Source organism: Sphingomonas sp. Root241, assembly GCF_001428865.1.
Classification (GTDB): domain Bacteria; phylum Pseudomonadota; class Alphaproteobacteria; order Sphingomonadales; family Sphingomonadaceae; genus Sphingomonas.
In genome coordinates, this window is sequence record NZ_LMIV01000004.1 from 171,724 (window position 1) to 192,836 (window position 21,113).

Genomic DNA, 21,113 nt, shown 5'->3' on the forward strand with positions numbered 1-21,113 from the left:
CGCAGCATGGCGTGGGGACCGGGCGCCGTACAGCCCGCCGAAGAGGCGCACGCCATAGCCACTAGGCATGGTGCAATCCGTGCTTGTATGTGAAAATTGTTAGCGCTAATAAATATTGTCACCCCACCCGATCAGAGGCCGGGGGACGATTGCGGAAGGGGTCAGAATACGGCGCAGGGCCGGACTCTTTCCTTCCGCGAACAAGGAGGGGGAGTTTGATGACTGAGGTTCGTTCCGGTCGCGGCAAATCACGCGCAAAACTGATTCGCCGCGGTGTTTCCACGCTTGCCCTCGTCGCTACGGGTTGGGCCGCGCCGGCCTTCGCAGCCGACGATCCGGTCGTCGCCGCTGCGCCGCCGCAGGATCAGACCCAGGCTGCCGCGCCGGCCGCCGAGACGCAGGATCAGGAGACGATCGTCGTCACCGGCATCCGCGCCTCGCTCACCACCGCGCGCAACACCAAGCGCAACGCCGATCAAATCGTCGACTCGATCAGCGCGCAGGATATCGGCGCGCTTCCCGATCGCTCGGTCTCGGAAGCGCTCCAGCGCATTCCCGGCATCACGCTCCAGCGCACCAACGAGAACCGCGATCCCGCGCGTCTCGCGGCCGAGGGCGGCGGCGTCTTCATCCGCGGCCTTTCCTGGGTCCGTTCCGAAACCAATGGCCGCGACGTCTTTTCGGCGAATAACGGCCGCGGGCTGAGCTTCGAGGATGTTTCGCCTGATCTGCTCGCCGGCGTCGATGTTTACAAGAATCCCTCGGCCGAAATGGTCGAGGGCGGGGTCGGCGGCATCGTCAATCTGCGGACCCGGAAGCCCTTCGACCAGGCGGGCCAGCTGATCGCGGTCTCGGGCGACTATAACTATGCCGACATGCGCAAGAAGGGCTATTGGTCCGCCAACGGCCTCTACAGCAATCGCTGGGACGTCGGCATCGGCGAGATCGGCATACTGCTCTCGGGCAGCATCAACAATATCGGCAACCGCACCGACAGCATCCAGCTCGGCACCTATACGGTGCGCGCGAACGGCGGCGCGCCCGCCGGATTCCAGAACATTCTCGTGCCCTCGTCGCTCGGCTGGCGCCGTATCGACTGGGAACAGAAGCGCACCTCGTTCAACGGATCGGTCCAGCTGCGCCCCGATCCCGACATGACCTTTACGTTCGAAGCCTTCGTCTCCTCGGCCGACCCGAAGGACATCGAGCATGCCGAGGGCGTCTATCAGCTGCCCGATTATGACTCGACCTATCAGCTGGGCGACGACGGCGTGCTCCAGGCGGGCACCTATCGCAACGCCAACATGGATCTCGACACCCGCTACGGTGAATCGCACAAGGTGACGCGCGACTATTCGATCAACTGGCAATGGACGCCGGACGATCATTGGGCGATCAGCGCCGACGTCCAGCGGGTCCACTCCACTTCGGACGTGCTCAGCTTCACTGCGTTCAGCGAGTTCGGCGTCGCCGGGGCCAATCTCGCCAATCCGGGCTTCGACGCGCGGCGCCCGGACATCCTCTTCGATCTGCGCGGAAACACGCCGAGTGTGAGCACGGTCGAGCACGGCGCGTCGCTCGGCAGTCAGAACAATTACTGGTGGGCCGCCGCGATGGACCATCTCGAGGATAACGCGGCCGGCCAATGGGCCGAACGGCTCGACGTCGAGTATAAGTTCAACGACGACAGCTTCCTAAAGTCGTTCCGTGCAGGCATCCGCGCGACGGACCGCGAGGCCGTAACGCGTCAGACGGGCTACAATTGGAGCCTGCTCTCGATGCAGTATTGGCTGGGGGGCGGGAACCCGGTCTATCTCAATCAGACCGGTTCGCCGGCGAATACGGGGCTGCCACAGCAATCCGAGCTGTTCAACTACGACGATTTCTTCCGCGGCAACGTGGGCCTTCCGGGCGTGGGCTGGTTCCCGTCCGCCGACCTGATGACCAACGGCACGGCGAATGCCTATGGCTATTTGCATTCGACACAGACCGCAGGCTGGGGTTGGGCACCGCTCACAGACCAAAGCTACGAAAACGCCAATCCGGGGACGGACAACGTGCTGGGCGGCGTCGCCACCCAGCAAGAGAAGACGCTCGCAGGCTATGGCATGCTGCGCTTCGGCTCCGATCGCTTCGACGGCAATATCGGCGTTCGCGTCGTTCGCACCAAGAACGAGGCGACCGGCTATCTGAGCGTCGGGACGATCACTTCGCCCTGCACCGCGACGCCCACTGCGCCGGCCTGTTCGGGGCTGGCGCCTGCGCTCGCCTTCTCGAACAATGGCGGCGGCGGGCGGCTCTCGAACGCGACTTATGAGAACAGCTACACCAACGTGCTGCCGACCCTCAACCTGCGGTACAAGGTGACCGACAACCTGCAACTGCGCGTTGCGGCGGGTAGGGCGATGGTACGGCCCAATTTCTCGCAGCTAAGGCCCTATGCCTCCCTCGGCTTCACGCTCAACCCCGCAGGGACCGGGCTGCTGCCGCAGCCCCTGGGCCTCACCGGCCAGGCGGGCAATCCGTTCCTCAAGCCGACCAGGTCCGACCAGTTCGACTTCAGCGCCGAATATTATTTCGGGCGTTCGAACAGCCTGACGTTCGCGGCCTTTTACAAGGACATCAAGGACTACATCATCTCGGGCAACGCCAACGAGACCTATGTCAACAACGGCCAGGCGATGACCTTCAACGTCACGCGCGCGGTCAACGGCGAGCACGGCAAGATCAAGGGCTTCGAGCTGGCGTACACCCAGTTCTTCGACATGCTGCCCGGCCCGCTCGGCGGGCTCGGTCTTTCGGGCAACGTTACCTATGTCGACAGCACCGGCGGGGCCAATCAGCCGGTCAACACGCTCGATCCCAACCAGACCCGCAATGCCGACGATACCACGCTGCCGCTCGAGGGCCTCTCGAAATGGAGCTACAACGTCGCCGCGATCTACGAGAAATACGGAGTCTCGGCGCGGCTCGCCTATAACTGGCGCTCCGAATATCTGCTGACCACGTCGGCCGCCAATCTGAACGCCCCGGTCTGGTCGGAGGATTACGGCCAGCTCGACGGCTCGCTCCTCGTCAGCATCACCAACAACATCAAGATCGGCGTGCAGGGCACCAATCTGCTCAACACGCGCACGTTCCTGGACGTCGGAGGTGCGGTCCTCCATCCGCGCTACAGCTGGACGGATACCGACAGGCGCATCGCCGGCATCATCCGGGCCAGCTTCTGATCCCAGAAACTGGGCGGCGCTCCTTCGGGGGCGCCGCCACTCTTTCTTCCGGGTTCGCTCGCGCCTAACCTCGAAGGCGTCCATGTCCGATCAGGCCATCCGATCCATCATCATCGTCGGCGGCGGCACCGCCGGGTGGATCAGTGCGGCCGTGCTTTCGCGCTTCCTCGATCCCGCACGCTGCAGCATCACGCTGATCGAATCCGAGGAGATCGGCACGATCGGCGTCGGCGAGGCGACGGTGCCGCTGATGCAGCATCTGAACGGCCTGCTCGGCATTGATGAGCGCGAGTTCGTCAAGGCGACGCAAGGCAGCTTCAAGCTCGGCATCGCGTTTCGCGACTGGGGCACGATCGGCAACACCCACTTTCACGGCTTCGGCGATTATGGCGACGCGATCGAAGGCATCGCGCCGCATCATCATTGGCTCAAGCTGCGTGGCGAAGGCGATGCTACGCCGATCGACGACTATAGCCTGCCTTATGCGATGGCCCGCCGCGGCCGGTTCGCGCCGCCGTCGGCCGATCCCGCCAGCCAGACGAGCTTCTATCGCTACGCCTTCCATTTCGACGCCTTGCTCTACGCCCGCTTCCTGCGGAATTACTGCGAGCAGCGCAGCGTCCGCCGCATCGAGGGCAGGGTGGTCGACACCGAGCTCGAAGGCGAGACCGGTCGCATCGCGGCGGTGGTCACTGCCGACGGCCAGCGCCACGCCGCCGACCTGTTCGTGGATTGCTCGGGGTTCCGCGGCCTGCTGATCGAGGAGGCGCTCGGCACCGGTTACGAGGACTGGCGCCACTGGCTGCCCTGCGACAGCGCAGTAGTAGCCCCCAGCGCGCTTATGGGCCCGCCGACGCCGTACACTATCTCCACCGCGCGTGAAGCGGGCTGGCAGTGGCGCATCCCGCTCCAGCACCGGATGGGCAACGGCTATGTCTATTCGACGCGCTTCACCGACGACGAACGCGCGCGCGACCTGTTCACCGCCAATGTCGAGGGCAAGCTCCTCGCCGATCCGCGCGTGCTGCGCTTCACCACCGGCAGGCGCCGGAAATTCTGGAACGGCAATTGCGTCGCGATCGGGCTGGCGGGCGGGTTCATGGAGCCGCTCGAATCGACCAGCATCCAGCTCATCCAGACGGCGATCGCCCGGCTGGTGGAGTATTTCCCCGACCGCAACTGGGATCCGCGCATCGCCGATGAATATAACCGCCTCACTACGAACGAATTCGAGCGGATCCGCGACTTCCTGATCCTGCATTACTCCCTCACTCGCCGCGACGATGCGCCGCTCTGGGACTATTGCCGGGCGATGGAGATGCCCGACACGCTCCGCCACAAGATCGAGGTCTTCAAGGCGACCGGCCGCGTGCCGCTGCTTTCCGAGGAATCCTATCAGGAGCCGAGCTGGGTGGCGATCTTCGCGGGCAACGGTTTCCTTCCCGATCGCTACGATCCGCTGGTCGACCGGCTCGATCCCGAGCGGCTCCGCGCCGGGCTCGCGCATCGCCGCCGCCTGCTCGCCAAGGCCGCCGAAACGATGCCGCCGCACGAATTGTTCATCCAGCGCTGCTGCCTGGCCGAAGCCGCGTGAGCGACGCGCAACTCCGCTCGATCCTGATCGCCGGCGGCGGCACGGCGGGCTGGATGGCGGCGGCGGCGCTGTCGACGGCGCTCAAGCCGCACCAATGCCGTATCGTTCTGGTCGAATCCGAAGAGATCGGCACAGTGGGGGTGGGCGAAGCCACGATCCCGCCGATCCAGCTCTTCAACAAGCTCCTCGGCGTCGACGAGTGCGAATTCGTGCGCGAGACGCAAGGCACCTTCAAGCTCGGCATCGAATTCGTCGGCTGGCTCCGCGAAGGCGAGCGCTATTTCCATCCCTTCGGTCGCTATGGTGACGATTTCGGCCTAACGCCGTTCCACCAGCAATGGCTGCGCGCACGCACGCTCGGCAACGCCACGCCGCTCGACGCCTGGTCGCTCAACCATCAGGCGGCGTATCGCGGCAGGTTCGAGATCCCGACGCCGCAATCGGGCCGGGTCTTCTCGACCTTCTCCTGGGCCTATCATTTCGATGCCTCGCTTTATGCCCGCTATCTCCGCGGGCTCGCGGAAAGCCGTGGCGTGGAGCGCATCGAGGGCAAGATCGCCGAGGTCGTGCTGCGGCCCGAGAACGGATTCGTCGAACGCCTCACGCTCGCCGACGGCCGCGGCCTCGAAGCCGACCTGTTCCTCGACTGCACCGGCTTCCGCGGCCTGATCACCGAAGCCCTCGACACCGGCTATGAGGACTGGACCCGGTGGTTGCCCTGCGACCGCGCGCTCGCCGTTCCGTGCGCGCGTATCGCGGATCCGGAGCCCTTCACGCGCTCGACCGCTCGCCCAGCCGGGTGGCAATGGCGAATCCCGCTCCAGCACCGCACCGGCAATGGCCAGGTCTATTGCAGCGGCGCGATCTCGGACGATGCGGTACACGCCAGCCTGATGGCCAATCTCGACGGCGCGCCCGAGGCCGAACCCCGCCAGCTCCGCTTCACCACCGGCCGCCGGCGCCGCGCCTGGAACCGCAACTGCATCGCGCTCGGCCTCGCCTCGGGCTTTCTCGAGCCGCTCGAATCGACCAGCATCCATTTGATCCAGACGGGCATCTCGCGGCTCCTGTCCTGGTTCCCGGACCGCAATTTCGATCCCTTGCTGGCGACCGAGTATAACCGGCTGGTCGATGCCGAGATGGAGTCGATCCGCGACTTCCTCGTCCTGCACTATCAGGCGAACCAGCGCGACGAGCCGTTCTGGCGCCAGTGCCGCGCAATGGCGATCCCCGATACGCTCGCCGCCAAGATCGAGATGTTCCGCGCCAATGGCCGACTGATCGAGCGCCAGCACGAGCTCTTCCATCCGCCGAGCTGGCTCGCGGTGCTGCTGGGCCAGGGGGTGCATCCCGCCACGCACGATCCATTGGCCGATACGATAGCGCCGCAGGAGCTCGCCGCGATCCTCGGCGGGATGCGTCAGGTGATCGACCAGGCCGTCGATCGCATGCCGACGCACCAGCAGTTCATCGAACACCATTGCCGCGCCGCGGCACGCCCGATCCCGCTCGCATCCTGAATTGGAGCCGTGACCATGAAGCTGCGCATCGTCATCCTGCCGTTGCTGCTGGCGAGTGCCGCGGCTCCGCTCGCGGCTGCCATGCTGCAGGACATCACTGCGGGGATTACCTCCACCAAGACGGCCAGCGCGGTCAGCATCAGTGCCGATCCCGCATTGTCCGATGGGCGGCTCGTGCTGCGCGTCGCCGCGCAGAACCGCACGCGGGCTCCAGTCCCGTTCGGACCAGCCTCGGTGCGCATCACCACTGCTGCGGGCGAAAGCGTCGCAATACGTCCGCTCGCGGCGCTGATCGCCGAAGTGCGTTCGGCCGCGGGGATGGAGGAATCGGGGTCGGTCTCCGTGGTGGCGGCGCCGGCGATCATGACCAACAATTCCGGCCAGAAGGACGTCAGCGGCTATACCGGCGGGATGGGTAACGTGGTTGCGCAGGGCACCCACAAGCGCAAACCCAGGCCCGCCGATGTCGCCGCCGCCGAGAAGCAGATCGCCGCGCTGAAGGCAGGCATCCTCGCCGACGCGACGATCGCCCCGGGCCAGCTTGCGGCGGGCCAGCTCGTCACCGAGAAGATCCGGTTCCCGGGCAAGCGCGAACGCGGACTGGTGGTGACGGTGTCACTTGCCGGCGAGGAACACAGCTTCCGCTTCGACGCGCCGGCGGGTCAGTAAGATCATGAAGTGGAGGAGGGAGCGTCTCCGCATGGGACACGGCGCGTGAAGAGAAGCTAGCGCGATCGAGCTTGGCCCAAACCAGCCGGGTTTTCGGTATGTCCGCTATCGATGGTTAGCCGCGAAAGGTCACACTAGGGTCACACTGCCTGCTTGGTTCTGGCCTGTTCCTGCGCAGGCGATCCAGGAGGGTGTGGACCAGGCAGCATCATACTCCTGTTTTCGCACGAGCACCGATGAGAGGGGCGTTACGATATCAAAGAGCTGGAGGAGGCTGCCAGGCGAAATCCTACATTGCAAGCATGTCTGCAAATGAGTGGAAAGCGGTCGATCAGCGATAACGTGGCCGTCTTGCACGCCCCTCCCTGGAAGGGAGGGGATGGGGGTGGGTGCCGCCGAGGCACTCGGCGGCGGTCGACAGAATATGCTGGCCGGCACCGTCGGGGTTGGCGAGCACGTCAGAGTTCCAGAGACGAAGCACACGCCAGCCCTGCGATTCAAGAAATGTCGTTCGCCGCGCATCGGCTTCCACGGTTTCGATGTGCTGGCTGCCGTCGAGTTCGATCGCGAGCTTCGCCTTCCTGCACACCAGATCGATGATGAAAGGCGCCTCGACGAATTGTCGGGTGAAGGCCGGGCGGAAGCGGGCGACGCGGTGCCAGATCGCAAGTTCGGCAGGCGTCGGGTTGTTGCGCAGCTCGCGTGCACGGGCGGTCAGGCGCGGATCGACACGGCGCAGCATGCGGTGAGCGTACAATGGCTTCGCTTCGCTCGCCAACCCACCCCTAACCCCTCCCTTGCAGGGAGGGGAACAAGAATGACTGATTCTGGGGCGTTAGCAGTCGGATCACCACATATCAGGGCGCTTTCAGCGAAGCTTTCCAGGCCACGCCGCCAGCGTCTGCTCTTCCCTTATTCAGCCGCGTCCGCCGCCACCGGCGTCCGTGCCGCTTGCTTGCGATAGTCGAAAGTCGCGAGGCTGGATGCCTTCATCTCGATCGAGAAGCCCGGCGCGGTCGGTGCGCGATAGGCGCCGTCCTCCACCACGCACGGATCCAGGAAATGCTCGTGGAGATGATCGACATATTCGATCACGCGCCCGTCCGTCGTGCCGGCGAAGCAGAGATAGTCGAGCATCGCGAGGTGCTGGACATATTCGCACAGCCCCACGCCGCCGGCGTGCGGGCACACCGGCAGGTCGTATTTCGCCGCCATCAGCAGCACGGCCAGCACTTCGTTGACGCCGCCCAGCCGGCACGCGTCGATCTGCACCACGTCGATCGCGCCGCGCATGATGAACTGTTTGAAGACCACCCGGTTCTGACACATCTCGCCGGTCGCGACGCGCATCGGCGCCACCGCTTCGCGGATCTGTCGATGTCCCTCGACATCGTCGGGGCTGGTCGGCTCCTCGATGAACCAGGGATCGGCGAAGGCCAGGGCGCCGAGATGGCGGACCGCCTGGTCGACTTCCCAGACCTGGTTCGCGTCGATCATCAGCTTTCGCTCGGGCCCCAATACCTCGCGCGCGATCGCCACGCGGCGGATGTCGTCCTCGACCGATTGCCCGACCTTCAGCTTCACATGATCGAAGCCCTCCGCCACTGCTTCTCGGCACAGCCGTTCGAGCTTGGCGTCCGAATAACCCAGCCAGCCCGCCGAAGTGGTGTAGGCCGGATAGCCCTTGTCGAGCAGCGTCGCGACGCGCTCCGCCTTGCCCGCGGCGCGCGTCTCCAGCAGCGCCACGCCTTCCTCGGGGGTGATGCAGTCGGTGATGTAGCGAAAGTCGATCAGTCCGATTAGCTCGGCAGGCGACATTTCGCCGATCAGCTGCCACAGCGGCTTGCCCGCCGCCTTGGCGAGCAGGTCCCACACCGCATTGACCACCGCGCCGGTGGCGAGATGGATCACGCCCTTCTCGGGACCGATCCAGCGCAATTGGCTGTCGCCGGTGATGTGCCGCCAGAATCGCGCGCCGTCCGCGCGGATCCAGTCGAGGTCGAGCCCCTCGACCAGTGGGGCGAGCGCCTCGATCGCCGCGCAGACTATGTCGTTGCCGCGGCCGATGGTGAAGGTCAGGCCGTGGCCCTCGAGAGCGGGATCGTCGGTCTCGAGGATGCAATAGGCCGCCGAATAATCCGGATCGGGATTCATCGCGTCGGACCCGTCGAGCATCTGCGACGTGGGGAAGCGGACGTCGAGTACGCGCAATTTGCGGATGATGGCCATTACGCGGAGACCAGCTCCCGATGCGCCTGCCGGCTCGTCATGCGTGCCCTTTCGATCATCGGTCTTGCTGCCCCTCCTGCATCGCCCGATAGTCCGGACGATACCATCGCGTGTTCGCAGATGATAACGATTTTCATAGGTGGGAATCGCCTGTGGCGCAAGTTTCCTGTTGTGTTAAAAGACATGGCGACGGAACCGGACACTGAATCGGGGGAATGGGAGGATAATGACAAGGCGACACTGCTTCGCGCTCGACCTGGTCGACGATGCTGCGCTCATCGCCGAGTACGAGGCGTACCATGCCCCGGGGGCGGTCTGGCCAATGGTTCTCGACCATCTCCATGCACAAGGCATCGAGGGGATGGAGATCTGGCGGACCGGCGACCGCATGGTGATGATCACGCAAGTCGCCGACGACTATCCCCGCGCGGTCGAGGCTCCCCCGGAGATCGCCGAATGGGAGACGCTGATGTGGCGCTTCCAGCGTGCGCTGCCCCACGCCGCGCCGGGGGAGAAATGGGTGCCGATGCAACGCATCTTCACGTTCGGCGAAACGCGATGATCGCGAATCGGGCGTCTGCCCGGGCCGCCTGATTCTCAGATGCGGCTGTCGCCCTCGACGAGCTGCTCGGAGATTTGCTCGGCCGCGAGCCGGACCAGTTCGCCGGTCTCCTTCGGCGAGATCGAAGGCTGGAGCTTCTTGAGATAGGGCACGGTCAGCGCCGCCGCGGCCATCCCGCCGCGCATCACTGGTGCCGAGATATCGGTGACGCCCGCGACGAACTTGCTCGGCGTGAGTTCGACCTGACGCTCGCGAATCTCGTCGGCATGCGCGCGGAACGCCGCCAGCTCGGCTTCCGGAAGCTGCGGATCGAGCAGGCTCTCCCAGCGGCGGCGCACATCCTCGGGCTGGAAGGCGTAGAGCACCACTCCCGACGCCGCCTGCACCAGCGGCCGGCGATAGCCGACGCGCACCGAGAAGCCGAGCTGCTCGCTCGACTCCATCCGCGCGACCACCACCATCTCGCCCTGGGTGTGCAATGCGAGATGACAGGATTGACCGACGCTCGATGCGAGCTGGCGCATCACCGGCAGCGCTGCCTCGATCAGGTTGCGCGTGCGCGGCTGCTGCATGCCCAGCGAGAACAGCCGGTCGGTCAGCCGATAGCCTTCGTTCGACGGATCCTGCTCGATATAGCCGCGGAACTCGAGCACCTGGACCATGCGGAACAGCTCGCCATGCGAGCGCTCGAGCCGGTTGACGATGGCGGTCAAAGTCATCGGCCGCGCCTCGGTCGCGAGCAGTTCGAGGACGTCGATTCCTTTTTCGAGCGCGGGGGCCCGATAGCGCGAGTCGATCTCGCTTTTGTCTTCAGCGGCCTTCTTCACGGCACCCCCTCATGGCGTTCTTGCCCGCACCGTGTAACTGTTGCCGGCTCCGGAATGAAGACGGAGCGGCACAGAGGGCGCGGCGGAAAAGTTGCATTCGTATGTGAAGAGTGTTTTTATATGCGCAAGCCCCGGAGAGGGCCATTGGAGGAGAGAATGAGCCACATGGAAGCCCGAGCTCCATTCGCCGCGCCGGAGGCGCTGCCGCGCGGCCGCCATGCCGTCGCAGGGCTGCTCCCGATCATTCTGATCGTCGCCTTGTTCTTCCTCTGGGGCGTCGCGAACAATTTGAACGACGTGCTGATCGCGCACTTCAAGAAGCTGTTCACGCTGAGCGACCTGCAGGCGGGACTCGTCCAGTCGGCTTTCTATCTCGGCTATTTCTGCCTCGCGATTCCCGCCGCTTTGTTCATGCGCGCACGGGGCTATCGCGCTGCCGTGCTGACCGGACTGGGTCTCTACGGGCTCGGCGCGTTGCTCTTCTGGCCGGCGGCGGGTGCGCAGAGCTATCCCTTCTTCCTCGCCGCATTGTTCGTGATCGCCAGCGGCCTCGCCTTCCTCGAAACCTCCGCCAACCCCCTGATCGCGCGGCTGGGATCGGAGGAGACCGCCTCGCGGCGCCTCAACCTCGCCCAAGCGTTCAACCCGCTCGGGTCAATCACCGGCGTCGTGCTCGGTAGCCAATTCATCCTGTCGGGCGTGACGGTCTCGCCCGCGCAGCTGCAGGCGATGACGCCCGCCGCGCTCGAGGCATGGCGCGCGAGCGAAGCCTCCTCGGTCCAGCTCCCTTACCTGGTGATCGGCCTCGTCGTGATCGGCTGGGCGATATTGATCCGTGTCGTCCGGTTTCCTCCGGTGGCGACCGAGAGCGACGTCGACGAAGGCGTCGGCGCGATCGATGACTTCCGCTCGCTGCTGCGCGAGCGCCGGCTGCTGTTCGGTGTCGTCGCGCAATTCTTCTATGTCGGCGCGCAGGTCGGGGTCTGGAGCTATCTGATCCGCTATGCGCAGGTCGCGGTGCCCGGGACCGACGAACACCGCGCCGCCAGCTATCTCACCCTCTCGCTGGCGCTGTTCATGGTCGGGCGTTTCGCGGGGGTCATGCTGATGGGCCGTATCGCGGCGCTACCGCTGCTAGCGAGCTTTGCCGGCATTTCAGCTCTTTTGTGCGTTGTTGCTGCCGCGATGGGCGGTTTCGCCGGAACTGCCGCGCTCGTCGCGACGAGCTTCTTCATGTCGATCATGTTCCCGACGATTTTCGCAGAATCGGTGGCGGGGCTGGGCGCGCGGACCAAATCGGCGGCGGCTCTGCTCGTGATGGCGATCATCGGCGGTGCGGTCCTGACCGCGGCGATGGGCTATACATCGGACGCGAGCGGCTCGATCCTGTGGGCGATGCTGGTGCCGGCCCTGTGTTTTCTCGTCGTCATGGCCTTCGCACTGCGGGCGAGGACGTTGCGGATCTGATCCGTCGTGCACCAGGCCCGATTCGGATCAATTCGACTCGCGGAAAAATGCGATCGCGTGCTTTCAATGTCCATGGCGAGGGCCCATGCATCCGGCGCGATCTGGCAGGCGTTCTTGCCGAGCTGATTGATCTGGGGACCGCCTGGCTGGACCTGAACTTTACCGCAAGCCATGGCAAATAGCCGGAAATTGCGCGATCGCTCCTGCCGGCCGAACGTCGGGCGCGGTGTCCGGAGCGGGCTTACCGGCTAGCGGTGCAGGACGGCCGGGCGGCGGAAAAGGGAGTTAAACGCCGCCCGACCGCACCCCTTAGGGGGGAACCCTCCGGAGCTCAACCTTCATACTCCTGAATACGTGTCGCGGCCAGTACGGAGAATCCCCGTAACGGGACAATCAGGGCAGCGGCCGGATGCCCTCGGTGCGGACTTTCCAGCCATGGCGGGGAAATCCAGGCGCGGTCCCCGACGAGCCTTCCCATCCCGCGGCCATCATCCCCACCGCCAGCAGCAGCGATCCATTCGACGGGAAATAGGTTTCGGCGGCGCGCGCATAGCCCGGTCCGTCGGGTCCCGCGCTTCCGCCGGCGGCGGCAGGGCCCACCAACTGCCTCTCCGCTTCCAGATGGACACGGGGGGTCATCCCGCTCACGCCCCAGCGATTATTGGGCAGGTCGCGAAACAGCCAATCGACTGCTTTCTCCGGATCGCCGAGCCGTGCCGCGGTCATCGCGGCCACGGGGAAGTCCCAGCCCCAGGTCTGACGCAGGTCCCAATGCGACTCGGTGGCGGTGAGCGTGCGGCGCATGGTGGCCCGATCGACCCGGCTCCCCGGGATCAGCCCGAACGCCATCAGGAAGGACGGATGATCGCGGTTGAGGCAGTGCGGCGGCGTTGCGTGGCGGCTGCACGCGAGCGAGGCGGCGGTGCGCCAGAAATCGGGTTCGGTCTCGACGGGCAGATAGAGGCCGTCGCGCTCGGTCGGCGACGCGAGGCCGGCGATCACGCGATCCCATTCCCTATTGCGCGCCAGCCCGCGCCGCTCGCGCCAACTTTGCGCGGTGCCGAGCGCCCAACGATAATATTCGAGCTCGAACGTCGGATTGACCGTGGTCAGCGGCGGATGATTCTCCTGCACCGGAATGATCGGCGGGCCGAGGGCGTAGCGTTCGCCATCGCGACGCGGCCAACTCGCGAGCAGTTGCGCGGTCTGCTCGACCATCTCGCCGTAGCGCGCCAGCGTCGCCCGGTCGCTGCGCGTGCGCCAGACCATTTCGGCCAGATAGATCGGGTGCGGCTGTTGCCACATGATGAACGGATTGACCGTGCTCGGGCTGTTCCAGCCATTGGGCCCGGCCATCTTGCTCCACCAAGCGCCTTCGACGCCATGGCGCCGCGCGACTTGCCGGGCGAAGGGCAGTGCCTGCAGATACCAGGCGAGGCTGCGTTCGAGCAGCTCCGGGCGGCCCCAGCTGGCCCAATGCGCGCCGTGGAATATCAGCATCTCGAGGTGGAACTTGCCGTTCCAGCTGTTCGAGAACAGGCCTTCCTCCTGCGGTGGATATGCACCTGCCTGATTGATCGCCGCGAGATATTGCGAGAGCACCACGCGCCGCTCGAGCTCGGCCGCCCGCGGATCGGTGCTGCCGCTGAAATCCACCGCGCCGCCGCGCATCCAATAGTCGCGCCAATGTCGTGCGACTGCGGCCACGTCGAAGGCACCCGGCTGCCGCCGCTCGCGATCGAAGCTGATGGTGACATCCAGCCGTTCGCCACCGCGGCGAAGCGCACGAAAGCCGTGCGTGCCGGTGCGCCTTACGGCGCCGCCCAGGGCATGGATCGTCGAATAGTGAAGCGTGTCGTCGAGCTGTCGCTCGGCCACCAGTCGATCGGGGCGCTGCTCGAGGATGCGGGTGCGGTGTGCATCGTCGTGCGTCCAGTCCGAAGGATCGGGATTGAGCTTCGCCGAGACGCCCGGATAGCGCATATCGACACCGATCCGGCCCGCTGCGACCAGCGGCGAGCGGATCGACACCATCACCATGTCGCGTGTCGGATGCACCCAGGTCTCGACGCGCACCGGCTGGCCGTCGAACACGAATCTGCTGGTCAGCGATCCCGACCAGAGATCGAGCTTCTGGCGGGTCGCGGACAAGTCGCTGAACTGCGCCTGCGCCCCGTCGCGCCGGAGCAGCGCCAGTCCGATCCGGCCGAGCGAGAAGCGGTGCGGATTCTCGCGCAGCCATTGCAACGCCGGCCTCTTCTCGATCTCGGACCAGTCGCGGACCCACGGATAAGGCTGGTTGCCGCGCCCGGGGACCGGCACCATCACCAGCCCGTCGCGCTCGGTATAGCCCTTGGGGTTGGGGAAGCTGTGCCACGCCCATTGCGCCATGGTCAGCAGCGGCGCGATCGGTGAATATTGCTCGGGAAAGGTCTGTAGCCCGGTGATGTCGGCAGTGAAGCCGAGATTGCCGTTGCCGAGCATCAGCGGGGCGTGCGGGTCGACGCGAGTGAGCGTCACGTTGTGGCGCGTCACCAGGGCGTGGCGGTCGATCGGTTGGGCGGGGGCGGGGGCGGCGACCGCTGCCACCTCACATACCGTCACCCCCGCGAAGGCGGCGAGCGAGCAAAAGCCCCGCCGCCTCATAAAACCGCGTCACCCCCGCGAAAGCGGGGGCCCATCTCGTGCGCGAACAGCAAAATGCACCGGAGGATTGGTGGACAGAACGGGAGATGGGCCCCCGCTTTCGCGGGGGTGACGGCTGGTGGGGCGGCCGTGCCAGCCAAAGCCAAACCTATGCCCGCTGCATCCGCGGCGGCTGGGTCACCGGATCCTTGTGCCCGGGCATCTTCGGATAGTTCGGCCAGTCGAGTCCGGTCACCAATTCGCCGATCTTCACCGGTTTGCCCGTCTCGAAGCAGCGATTGGCGGCGATCCCGATCAGGATCGAGGCGGCACCACTGCGCTCGTCCGCCGAACGCAACAGCGGGTCCTTCGGCGCGTTCGGATCGAAGATGTCGGCGAGCATCACTGCGTCGCCGCCGCCATGTCCGCCCGCGCCGGTGGAGGGGACGATGTCGCGCGGATTTCCGCGCATCGGCACGATCCGCGTCTTGATACGGTCGCCCTCGTCCTGGTTGCTCGCGCCGGCGACGCCCGCCTGTTCGACCACGCTGTGCTCGAGCCGGCCCTTCGTCCCGTTGAACGCGATGTGATAGCCTTCCCACGCATTGAAGGCATTGAGGCTGTAGCTCAGCGTCGTGCCGCCGGCATAGCCGACGATCACGTTCATCGTGTCCTCGATGTTGATCTCGGGACGCCAGACGCACTGGTCGCGGAAATAGCCGTCATATTTCTCGTTATCGAGATAGAGGGCCTTCAATCCCGGATCGGCGGCCATGTCGAAGAAGAAGCTGCATTCGGCCTTTTCCGGGCAAGTGTGGCAGCGCTGGTGCGGCCCGTCGAGCCCGAAGCGGCGTGCCATCTCGGGGGTGTAGAATTCGCGCTTGCCGGTGGCGGCGACGCTGACCGGCAGGTCCGAGAGCCACCAATTGACCAAGTCGAAATGGTGCGTGGCCTTGTGCACCATCAGCCCGCCCGAAATCGCCTTGTTCGAGTGCCAGCGGCGGAAGTAATCGGCGCCGTGGACGGTGTTGAGCAGCCACTGGAAATCGACCGACAGCACGTCGCCGATCTCGCCCGACATCAGCAGCTCCTTCACCTGGCTGCGGAACGGCGAATAGCGATAGTTGAAGGTCACCCGGATGTGCCGGCCGCTGCGCTTGACCGCATCGAGGATGCGCTGCGCCTTTTCGGCGGTGGTCGTCATCGGCTTTTCGGTGATGACGTCGCAGCCCGCGTCGAGCGTACGGACGACATAATCGTCGTGGAATGCGTCGGGAGTGGTGACGATTACCGCGTCGGGCTTCAGCTCGCGCAGCATCTTGTCGAAGTCGGCGGCGAGATAGGGCTGGGGCGGCTTGGCGCCCGCCTTGATCGCTTGGCCGGCCACATAATCGAGCCGGCCGGGATTGGTGTCGCACGCCGCGATCAGCTCGCCATGCGCCTTGTGCGGGCCCCATAAAGCCTGCTGATACATGCGGTTGCGGCTGCCGACACCGACCGAGACATAACGTTTGCGCTTGTCCGCGGCGGCGCTCGCCGCATGGGCGTCGAGTGCGGTCGCGAGCGCAGTGCCTGCCGCGAGTCCGCCGAGAACGTCCCGCCGCCGAACGGCAGGTCCTTCGCTACGATCCATCCTCTATCCTCTCCTGCCGGGCTTTTGTGCCCTTTTTCAACTTCAGCGGCGCGTCACCTCCACCAGGGCGTCGCGCGTGATCTGGTCGATGCTGGTGCAGCCGGTGAGCGCCATCGCGACGCGCATCTCGGCCTCGACCAGCTTGAGCATGTGGCTGACGCCCGCTTCGCCGCGCGCGGCAAGCGCGAACGCCCAGGCGCGTCCGAGCAGCACGCCCTTCGCGCCCAGTGCGAGCATCCGCACCACGTCGAGCCCCGAGCGCACGCCGCCGTCGGCGAGCACGGTCAGCTTGTCGCCAACCGCCTCGGCGATCGCGGGGAGCGCATGCGCAGTCGAGGGCACGCCGTCTAGCTGGCGGCCGCCATGGTTGGAGACGACGATCCCGTCGGCGCCGACCTCGGCAGCGGCGCGCGCGTCCTCGGCGTCGAGGATGCCCTTGATGATCAGCGGGCCGTTCCAGCGCTCGCGGATGAAGTCGAGATCGCGCCAACTCACGGTCGGGTCGAAATTGTTGCGCATCCAGGCGAAGAAATCCTCGAGCCCGGTATTCTTGCCGAGCACGGGTGCGACATTGCCGAGCTGGTGCGGGCGGCCATGCACGCCGACATCCCAGGCCCAGCCCGGGCGCTTCACTGCCTGCCACATGCGGCGCAGGCCGCCGGCCGCGCCGCTCGCCCCAGCGAGCCCTGAGCGATAGTCGCGGTAGCGTGACCCGGGTACCGGCATGTCGACAGTGAACACCAGGGCGTTGCATCCCGCCGCCGTCGCCTGATCGAGCAGTTCGCGCATGAAGCCGCGGTCGCGGATCATGTAGAGCTGGAACCAGAAGGGCGCCGAGGTGCCGCGCGCGACTTCGCCGAGCGGGCAGGCGGAAACAGTGGACAGGCAGAAGGGAATGCCCGCTTTCTCGGCCGCGCGCGCCGCCTGCACCTCGCCACGCCGGGCATTCATCCCCGCCAGCCCGATCGGGGCGAGCGCGACCGGCATCGCGAGCTTCTGGCCGAACAGCGTGGTCGAGAGATCGAGCGACGAGACGTCGCGCAGGATGCGCTGGCGCAGCGCGATTGCCGCAAGATCATCGACGTTCCGTTTCAGAGTCACTTCGGCATAGGAGCCGCCGTCGATATATTCGAACAGGAAATGCGGCAGGCGGCGGCGAGCAAGCTCGCGATAATCGAGGGTGGAAGCTGCTTGTCTCATCGCGTGATATGCTGTGCCATAAGATGGAACCTGCTGTCGAGGCCAGCTTCGGCTGTCGGCACGATGCGCGCAAGGCTCGGCGGTGACCAGCAGTTAAGTGACAATACCCGAATCGATCTGCGCCGGCGGCGCGTTCCGCCCCCATGAACGCATGGTACGAATGATGCTGTGCCATTTTTATCGCACGCATCAAATTTCGCGAGCACCGAGCCACCTTCTACGCATAACTAACTGATAATAAACATAAATCACCCGGGGCATTTTATGCCTGTCGGATGTTGACAACGTAAGACAATTTGGTAGCGTTAACATCGAGTGGCGACATAGCCGGCTCATATAAAAACCATGTGGCGCGCCTTCGCGCCAACAAGGAGGGGACAGATGAATAGCTCACGGCTCACGCCGGCGCTCGCGCGCACGGCTTCCGCAATCGCCATCACCGCTTGCCTGATGCTGCCAGGCATCGCGGCGGCGCAGGACGCCCCCGCGGCGCAGGCGGAACAGACACAGACACCGCAGGACGACACCGCCACCAGCGAGGATATCGTCGTCACCGGCATCCGCGCATCGCTGGATCAGGCGATCGCGATCAAGCGCAACTCCGCCGGCGTCGTCGACGCGATCTCCGCTGAGGACATCGGCAAGTTCCCCGACACGAACCTGGCCGAGTCGCTGCAGCGCATCACCGGCGTGTCGATCACCCGCGCCAATGGCGAAGGTTCGCAGGTCGCGGTCCGTGGCTTCAGCGGCGGCTTCAACCTGGTGACGGTGAACGGCCGCCAGCTGCCGGCTACCAGCATCGACACGAGCACCGGCAATGCCTTCGCGCGCGGCACCGGCCGCTCGTTCGACTTCCAGAATCTGGCGTCGGAAGGCGTCGCCACGCTGGAGGTCTACAAGACCGGCCGCGCCAACATTCCGTCGGGCGGCATCGGCGCATCGATCAATATCGTCACCCGCCGGCCGCTCGATGCGCGCGAGGACGGCCTGTCCGGCTCGATCGGCGCCAAGGCGCTCTACGACACCACGGTCGAGGATGCCGAAGGCGATCTGAGCAAGGTCACGCCCGAAGTGTCGGGCCTGATCAACTGGAAGAACGCCGGCGATACCTTCGGCGTCACTTTGTTCGGCAGCTACCAGCTGCGCGAATCGACTTCGATCCAGTCGAATCCGAACTATTGGAACATCGTGCCGCTGGCCTCTTTCCTGAGCACCGCCGGCCCGTACATCAGCCCGACGACGAACATCACGAATCGTCCGACCACGCCGTACGTCCAGATCCCGAACGACAGCCGTTATCAGTTCTCCGAGAATCGCCGCGAGCGCATCAACGGCCAGGCCGTCGTCCAGTTCAAGCCGTCGGACGCTCTCGAGATCACGGTCGACGGCCTCTATGCCCGCAACAAGCTGAGCGACGAGCGCAGCGAGCAGACCAACTGGTTCCAGCGGCCGTTCACTGACGTCACCTTCGACGACAACAAGCAGATGCAGAGCGCCGTCATTCTTGCCGAGGCGGTCCAGGCGGACAAGGGCTACGAGCAGCAGCGATACGCCACCGACACCGAACTGTACTCGATCGGCGGCAATTTGAAGTGGAACTTCACCGATAACCTCTCGCTGACGCTCGACGCCAACCACTCCAAGTCGACGACCAAACCGGACAATTCGAACGGTTCCTCGGCGACGACGATCTCGATCGGTGCGCCGGTCCGCGCGACGCACCGCGTCGACTACACCACCGGCTTCCCGCAGCAGTCGGAAACGATCAACGACTGCCCTGCGACGAACGGTGGCCGCGGCGGCAACTGCAACAACCAGCTCGACATCGGCGATATGGGAACCCAGATCGCGCGCACGATCACCTCGGAGCAGGAAGCCCGGATCAACCAGTTCGGAGCAGACTTCGCCTGGGACCTGGGCGAGGGGAGCCGCTTCAACTTCGGCGGCGACTATGTCGATTCGAAGATGCGGTCGACGACTTCCAATACCCAGCAGATGCTGGGCGACTGGGGCATCACCGACACCGGGATCGTCAAGCAGATGGCCGGCGATCTCGTCAAAACCTTCTGCATGACCTGCAAGTTCGATAAATATAACCCGAATTCGAGCGGTTCGGCGCTGGTTGCGTTCCGTGGGAACGCAGTCGATCTGCTCGACATCTTCTCGCCTTTTTATGTGAACCAGCCCGGCAGGAATATTGCGCTGCAAGGGTCGGCGGACGATACGGTGGGCGAGAAGACCTGGGCGGTCTATGGCCAGCTGGCCTGGTCCGGCGAGATCGCCGGACGCAAGGCGAACGCATTGATCGGCGTCCGTTACGAACAGACCAGGGTCAATTCGATCTCTCTCCAGTCGGTGCCGCAGGCAATTCGCTGGGCGGCGGACAACGACCTTTATGTCGACGGTGGACCCGCCGGTGATGCCATCACCATAAAGGCGAAGTACGACAATTTGTTGCCGTCGATGGACTTCAACATCGAGGTGTTGGACAACGTTGTGGCGCGTGCCTCGTTCAGCCAGACGCTGGCCCGTGCGGACTATGGCAATCTGTTCGCATCCGTGACTGCGGGAGCACCGAATCGCCCCACGGCTCTCGGCGCAGCGGCTGCGGCCGCAACGGTGCAGGACCCGGGTCTGTTGCCGCTGGAGTCGGACAATTTCGACGTGTCGCTGGAGTGGTACTACAAGCCTTCGAGCTTCGTCTCGATCGGCTTCTTCAACAAGAACGTGCGCAACTTCATCGGCACCCAGGTGACCAACGGCAATCTGTTCGGCCTGCGGGATCCGAGCTCGGGCGCGCCGGGCACACGTTCGGGCATTGCGCTTGATTATCTCAGGAACAACAACATCCCCCTGAGCGACATCAACCTGTTCGCCTACACGGCGCTCCTGGTGCAGAATAACGGGAACCAGGCAGCGGCGACGGCACAATTCCAGGCCAATTATACTCCGGGGACGGGTCTCGGCACGGCGTTCTACAATGCCCTTGCCACCGCGGTCGATATCATCCCCAACGCGAGCGACCCGCTGTTCAACTTCGCGATCAGCGGCCCGGTCAACAACCGTGAAGGCAATATCCACGGCTTCGAAGTCGCATGGACCCACTTCTTCGGTCAGACCGGCTTCGGCTTCTCGGCATCGTACACCAAGGTCGATGGTGACGTGAATGTGGACCCCTATGCCGATCCGAACGTCAACATCTTCGCGTTGACGGGCCTGGGCGACAGCGCCAACTTCACCGCCATCTACGACAAGGGCGGTCTTTCGGCCCGCGTCGCTTACAACTGGCGCGACAAGTATCTGTCGGGAACCAACCAGGGCGGCAACCGCAACCCGCTGTTCACCGACACCTTCGGCACGCTGGACGCGAACATCAGCTACGACATCACCCAGAACTTCTCGGTGTCGCTCGAGGCGGTCAACCTGACGAGCGAGCCGTTCCGTCAATATGCCCGCACCGAGACCAACCTGGTCTATGTCCAGGAGCTGAAGCCGCGCTTCTACCTGGGCGGGCGCTTCCGCTTCTGACCGAATTCGGGAGTGGGCCTTGGGTCCAC

13 protein-coding genes are annotated in these 21,113 nt (G+C 65.0%); 7 read left to right on the forward strand and 6 right to left on the reverse strand.

Features of this window, described 5'->3' with window-relative positions:
* Positions 1 to 218 precede the first annotated feature (218 nt).
* The 4 genes from ASE13_RS18000 (at position 219) to ASE13_RS18015 (ending at position 7,013) form a co-directional block, all read left to right on the forward strand.
* Positions 219 to 3,230: a TonB-dependent receptor gene (locus ASE13_RS18000; protein WP_082597024.1), complete on the forward strand. Its 3,012-nt coding sequence runs from the start codon at positions 219 to 221 to the stop codon at positions 3,228 to 3,230.
* An 82-nt stretch (positions 3,231 to 3,312) separates the two neighbouring features.
* On the forward strand, positions 3,313 to 4,824 hold the full coding sequence (locus ASE13_RS18005; RefSeq protein WP_056619482.1) for a tryptophan halogenase family protein: 1,512 nt from the start codon (positions 3,313 to 3,315) through the stop codon (positions 4,822 to 4,824).
* Complete coding sequence (locus tag ASE13_RS18010) at positions 4,821 to 6,344, forward strand: tryptophan halogenase family protein (protein WP_082597027.1); 1,524 nt, start codon at positions 4,821 to 4,823, stop codon at positions 6,342 to 6,344. The genes ASE13_RS18005 and ASE13_RS18010 overlap by 4 nt, the downstream gene beginning before the upstream one ends.
* Before the next feature lie 15 nt (positions 6,345 to 6,359).
* Positions 6,360 to 7,013, forward strand: coding sequence for a hypothetical protein (locus ASE13_RS18015; protein WP_056619485.1), 654 nt, complete (start codon positions 6,360 to 6,362; stop codon positions 7,011 to 7,013).
* A gap of 331 nt (positions 7,014 to 7,344) precedes the next feature.
* On the opposite strand, the gene ASE13_RS18020 is transcribed toward ASE13_RS18015, so the two are convergent.
* Together ASE13_RS18020 and ASE13_RS18025 are read right to left on the reverse strand one after the other, a co-directional pair.
* Positions 7,345 to 7,755 carry an endonuclease domain-containing protein gene (locus ASE13_RS18020; protein ID WP_321164357.1) on the reverse strand — a complete coding sequence of 137 codons (411 nt, stop codon included), beginning with the start codon at positions 7,753 to 7,755 and terminating at the stop codon, positions 7,345 to 7,347.
* A 170-nt stretch (positions 7,756 to 7,925) separates the two neighbouring features.
* On the reverse strand, positions 7,926 to 9,242 hold the full coding sequence (locus ASE13_RS18025) for an L-fuconate dehydratase (RefSeq protein WP_056619488.1): 1,317 nt from the start codon (positions 9,240 to 9,242) through the stop codon (positions 7,926 to 7,928).
* Between the two features lie 226 nt (positions 9,243 to 9,468).
* Between ASE13_RS18025 and ASE13_RS18030 the strand changes: the two genes are divergently transcribed.
* Complete coding sequence (locus tag ASE13_RS18030) at positions 9,469 to 9,804, forward strand: L-rhamnose mutarotase (protein WP_056619491.1); 336 nt, start codon at positions 9,469 to 9,471, stop codon at positions 9,802 to 9,804.
* A gap of 35 nt (positions 9,805 to 9,839) precedes the next feature.
* On the opposite strand, the gene ASE13_RS18035 is transcribed toward ASE13_RS18030, so the two are convergent.
* Positions 9,840 to 10,631 carry an IclR family transcriptional regulator gene (locus ASE13_RS18035; RefSeq protein WP_056619494.1) on the reverse strand — a complete coding sequence of 264 codons (792 nt, stop codon included), beginning with the start codon at positions 10,629 to 10,631 and terminating at the stop codon, positions 9,840 to 9,842.
* 156 nt (positions 10,632 to 10,787) lie between these two features.
* On the opposite strand from ASE13_RS18035, the gene fucP reads away from it, so the two are divergent.
* Positions 10,788 to 12,098 carry an L-fucose:H+ symporter permease gene (gene fucP, locus ASE13_RS18040; protein ID WP_414885519.1) on the forward strand — a complete coding sequence of 437 codons (1,311 nt, stop codon included), beginning with the start codon at positions 10,788 to 10,790 and terminating at the stop codon, positions 12,096 to 12,098.
* 393 nt (positions 12,099 to 12,491) lie between these two features.
* On the opposite strand, the gene ASE13_RS18045 is transcribed toward fucP, so the two are convergent.
* From ASE13_RS18045 to lldD, 3 genes are all read right to left on the reverse strand, one after another.
* Positions 12,492 to 14,687: a hypothetical protein gene (locus ASE13_RS18045; RefSeq protein WP_235537044.1), complete on the reverse strand. Its 2,196-nt coding sequence runs from the start codon at positions 14,685 to 14,687 to the stop codon at positions 12,492 to 12,494.
* 205 nt (positions 14,688 to 14,892) lie between these two features.
* Complete coding sequence (locus tag ASE13_RS18050) at positions 14,893 to 16,356, reverse strand: Gfo/Idh/MocA family oxidoreductase (protein ID WP_056619500.1); 1,464 nt, start codon at positions 16,354 to 16,356, stop codon at positions 14,893 to 14,895.
* Positions 16,357 to 16,398: 42 nt separating this feature from the next.
* On the reverse strand, positions 16,399 to 17,556 hold the full coding sequence (gene lldD / locus ASE13_RS18055) for an FMN-dependent L-lactate dehydrogenase LldD (RefSeq protein ID WP_056619503.1): 1,158 nt from the start codon (positions 17,554 to 17,556) through the stop codon (positions 16,399 to 16,401).
* A 381-nt stretch (positions 17,557 to 17,937) separates the two neighbouring features.
* Here lldD and ASE13_RS18060 point away from each other — a divergent pair, with 381 nt between their 5' ends.
* Positions 17,938 to 21,084, forward strand: coding sequence for a TonB-dependent receptor (locus tag ASE13_RS18060; protein WP_056619506.1), 3,147 nt, complete (start codon positions 17,938 to 17,940; stop codon positions 21,082 to 21,084).
* The last annotated feature ends 29 nt before the right edge of the window (positions 21,085 to 21,113 follow it).

Excerpts from the sequence above, each read along its gene's own strand:
- ASE13_RS18025 (WP_056619488.1), bottom strand. The coding sequence starts at position 9,242 with ATGGCCATCATCCGCAAATTGCGCGTACTCGACGTCCGCTTCCCCACG.
- ASE13_RS18000 (WP_082597024.1), top strand. The coding sequence starts at position 219 with ATGACTGAGGTTCGTTCCGGTCGCGGCAAATCACGCGCAAAACTGATT.
- ASE13_RS18050 (WP_056619500.1), bottom strand. The coding sequence starts at position 16,356 with ATGGATCGTAGCGAAGGACCTGCCGTTCGGCGGCGGGACGTTCTCGGC.
- ASE13_RS18020 (WP_321164357.1), bottom strand. The coding sequence starts at position 7,755 with ATGCTGCGCCGTGTCGATCCGCGCCTGACCGCCCGTGCACGCGAGCTG.
- ASE13_RS18060 (WP_056619506.1), top strand. The coding sequence starts at position 17,938 with ATGAATAGCTCACGGCTCACGCCGGCGCTCGCGCGCACGGCTTCCGCA.
- ASE13_RS18005 (WP_056619482.1), top strand. The coding sequence starts at position 3,313 with ATGTCCGATCAGGCCATCCGATCCATCATCATCGTCGGCGGCGGCACC.
- ASE13_RS18030 (WP_056619491.1), top strand. The coding sequence starts at position 9,469 with ATGACAAGGCGACACTGCTTCGCGCTCGACCTGGTCGACGATGCTGCG.
- ASE13_RS18015 (WP_056619485.1), top strand. The coding sequence starts at position 6,360 with ATGAAGCTGCGCATCGTCATCCTGCCGTTGCTGCTGGCGAGTGCCGCG.
- lldD (WP_056619503.1), bottom strand. The coding sequence starts at position 17,556 with ATGAGACAAGCAGCTTCCACCCTCGATTATCGCGAGCTTGCTCGCCGC.
- fucP (WP_414885519.1), top strand. The coding sequence starts at position 10,788 with ATGAGCCACATGGAAGCCCGAGCTCCATTCGCCGCGCCGGAGGCGCTG.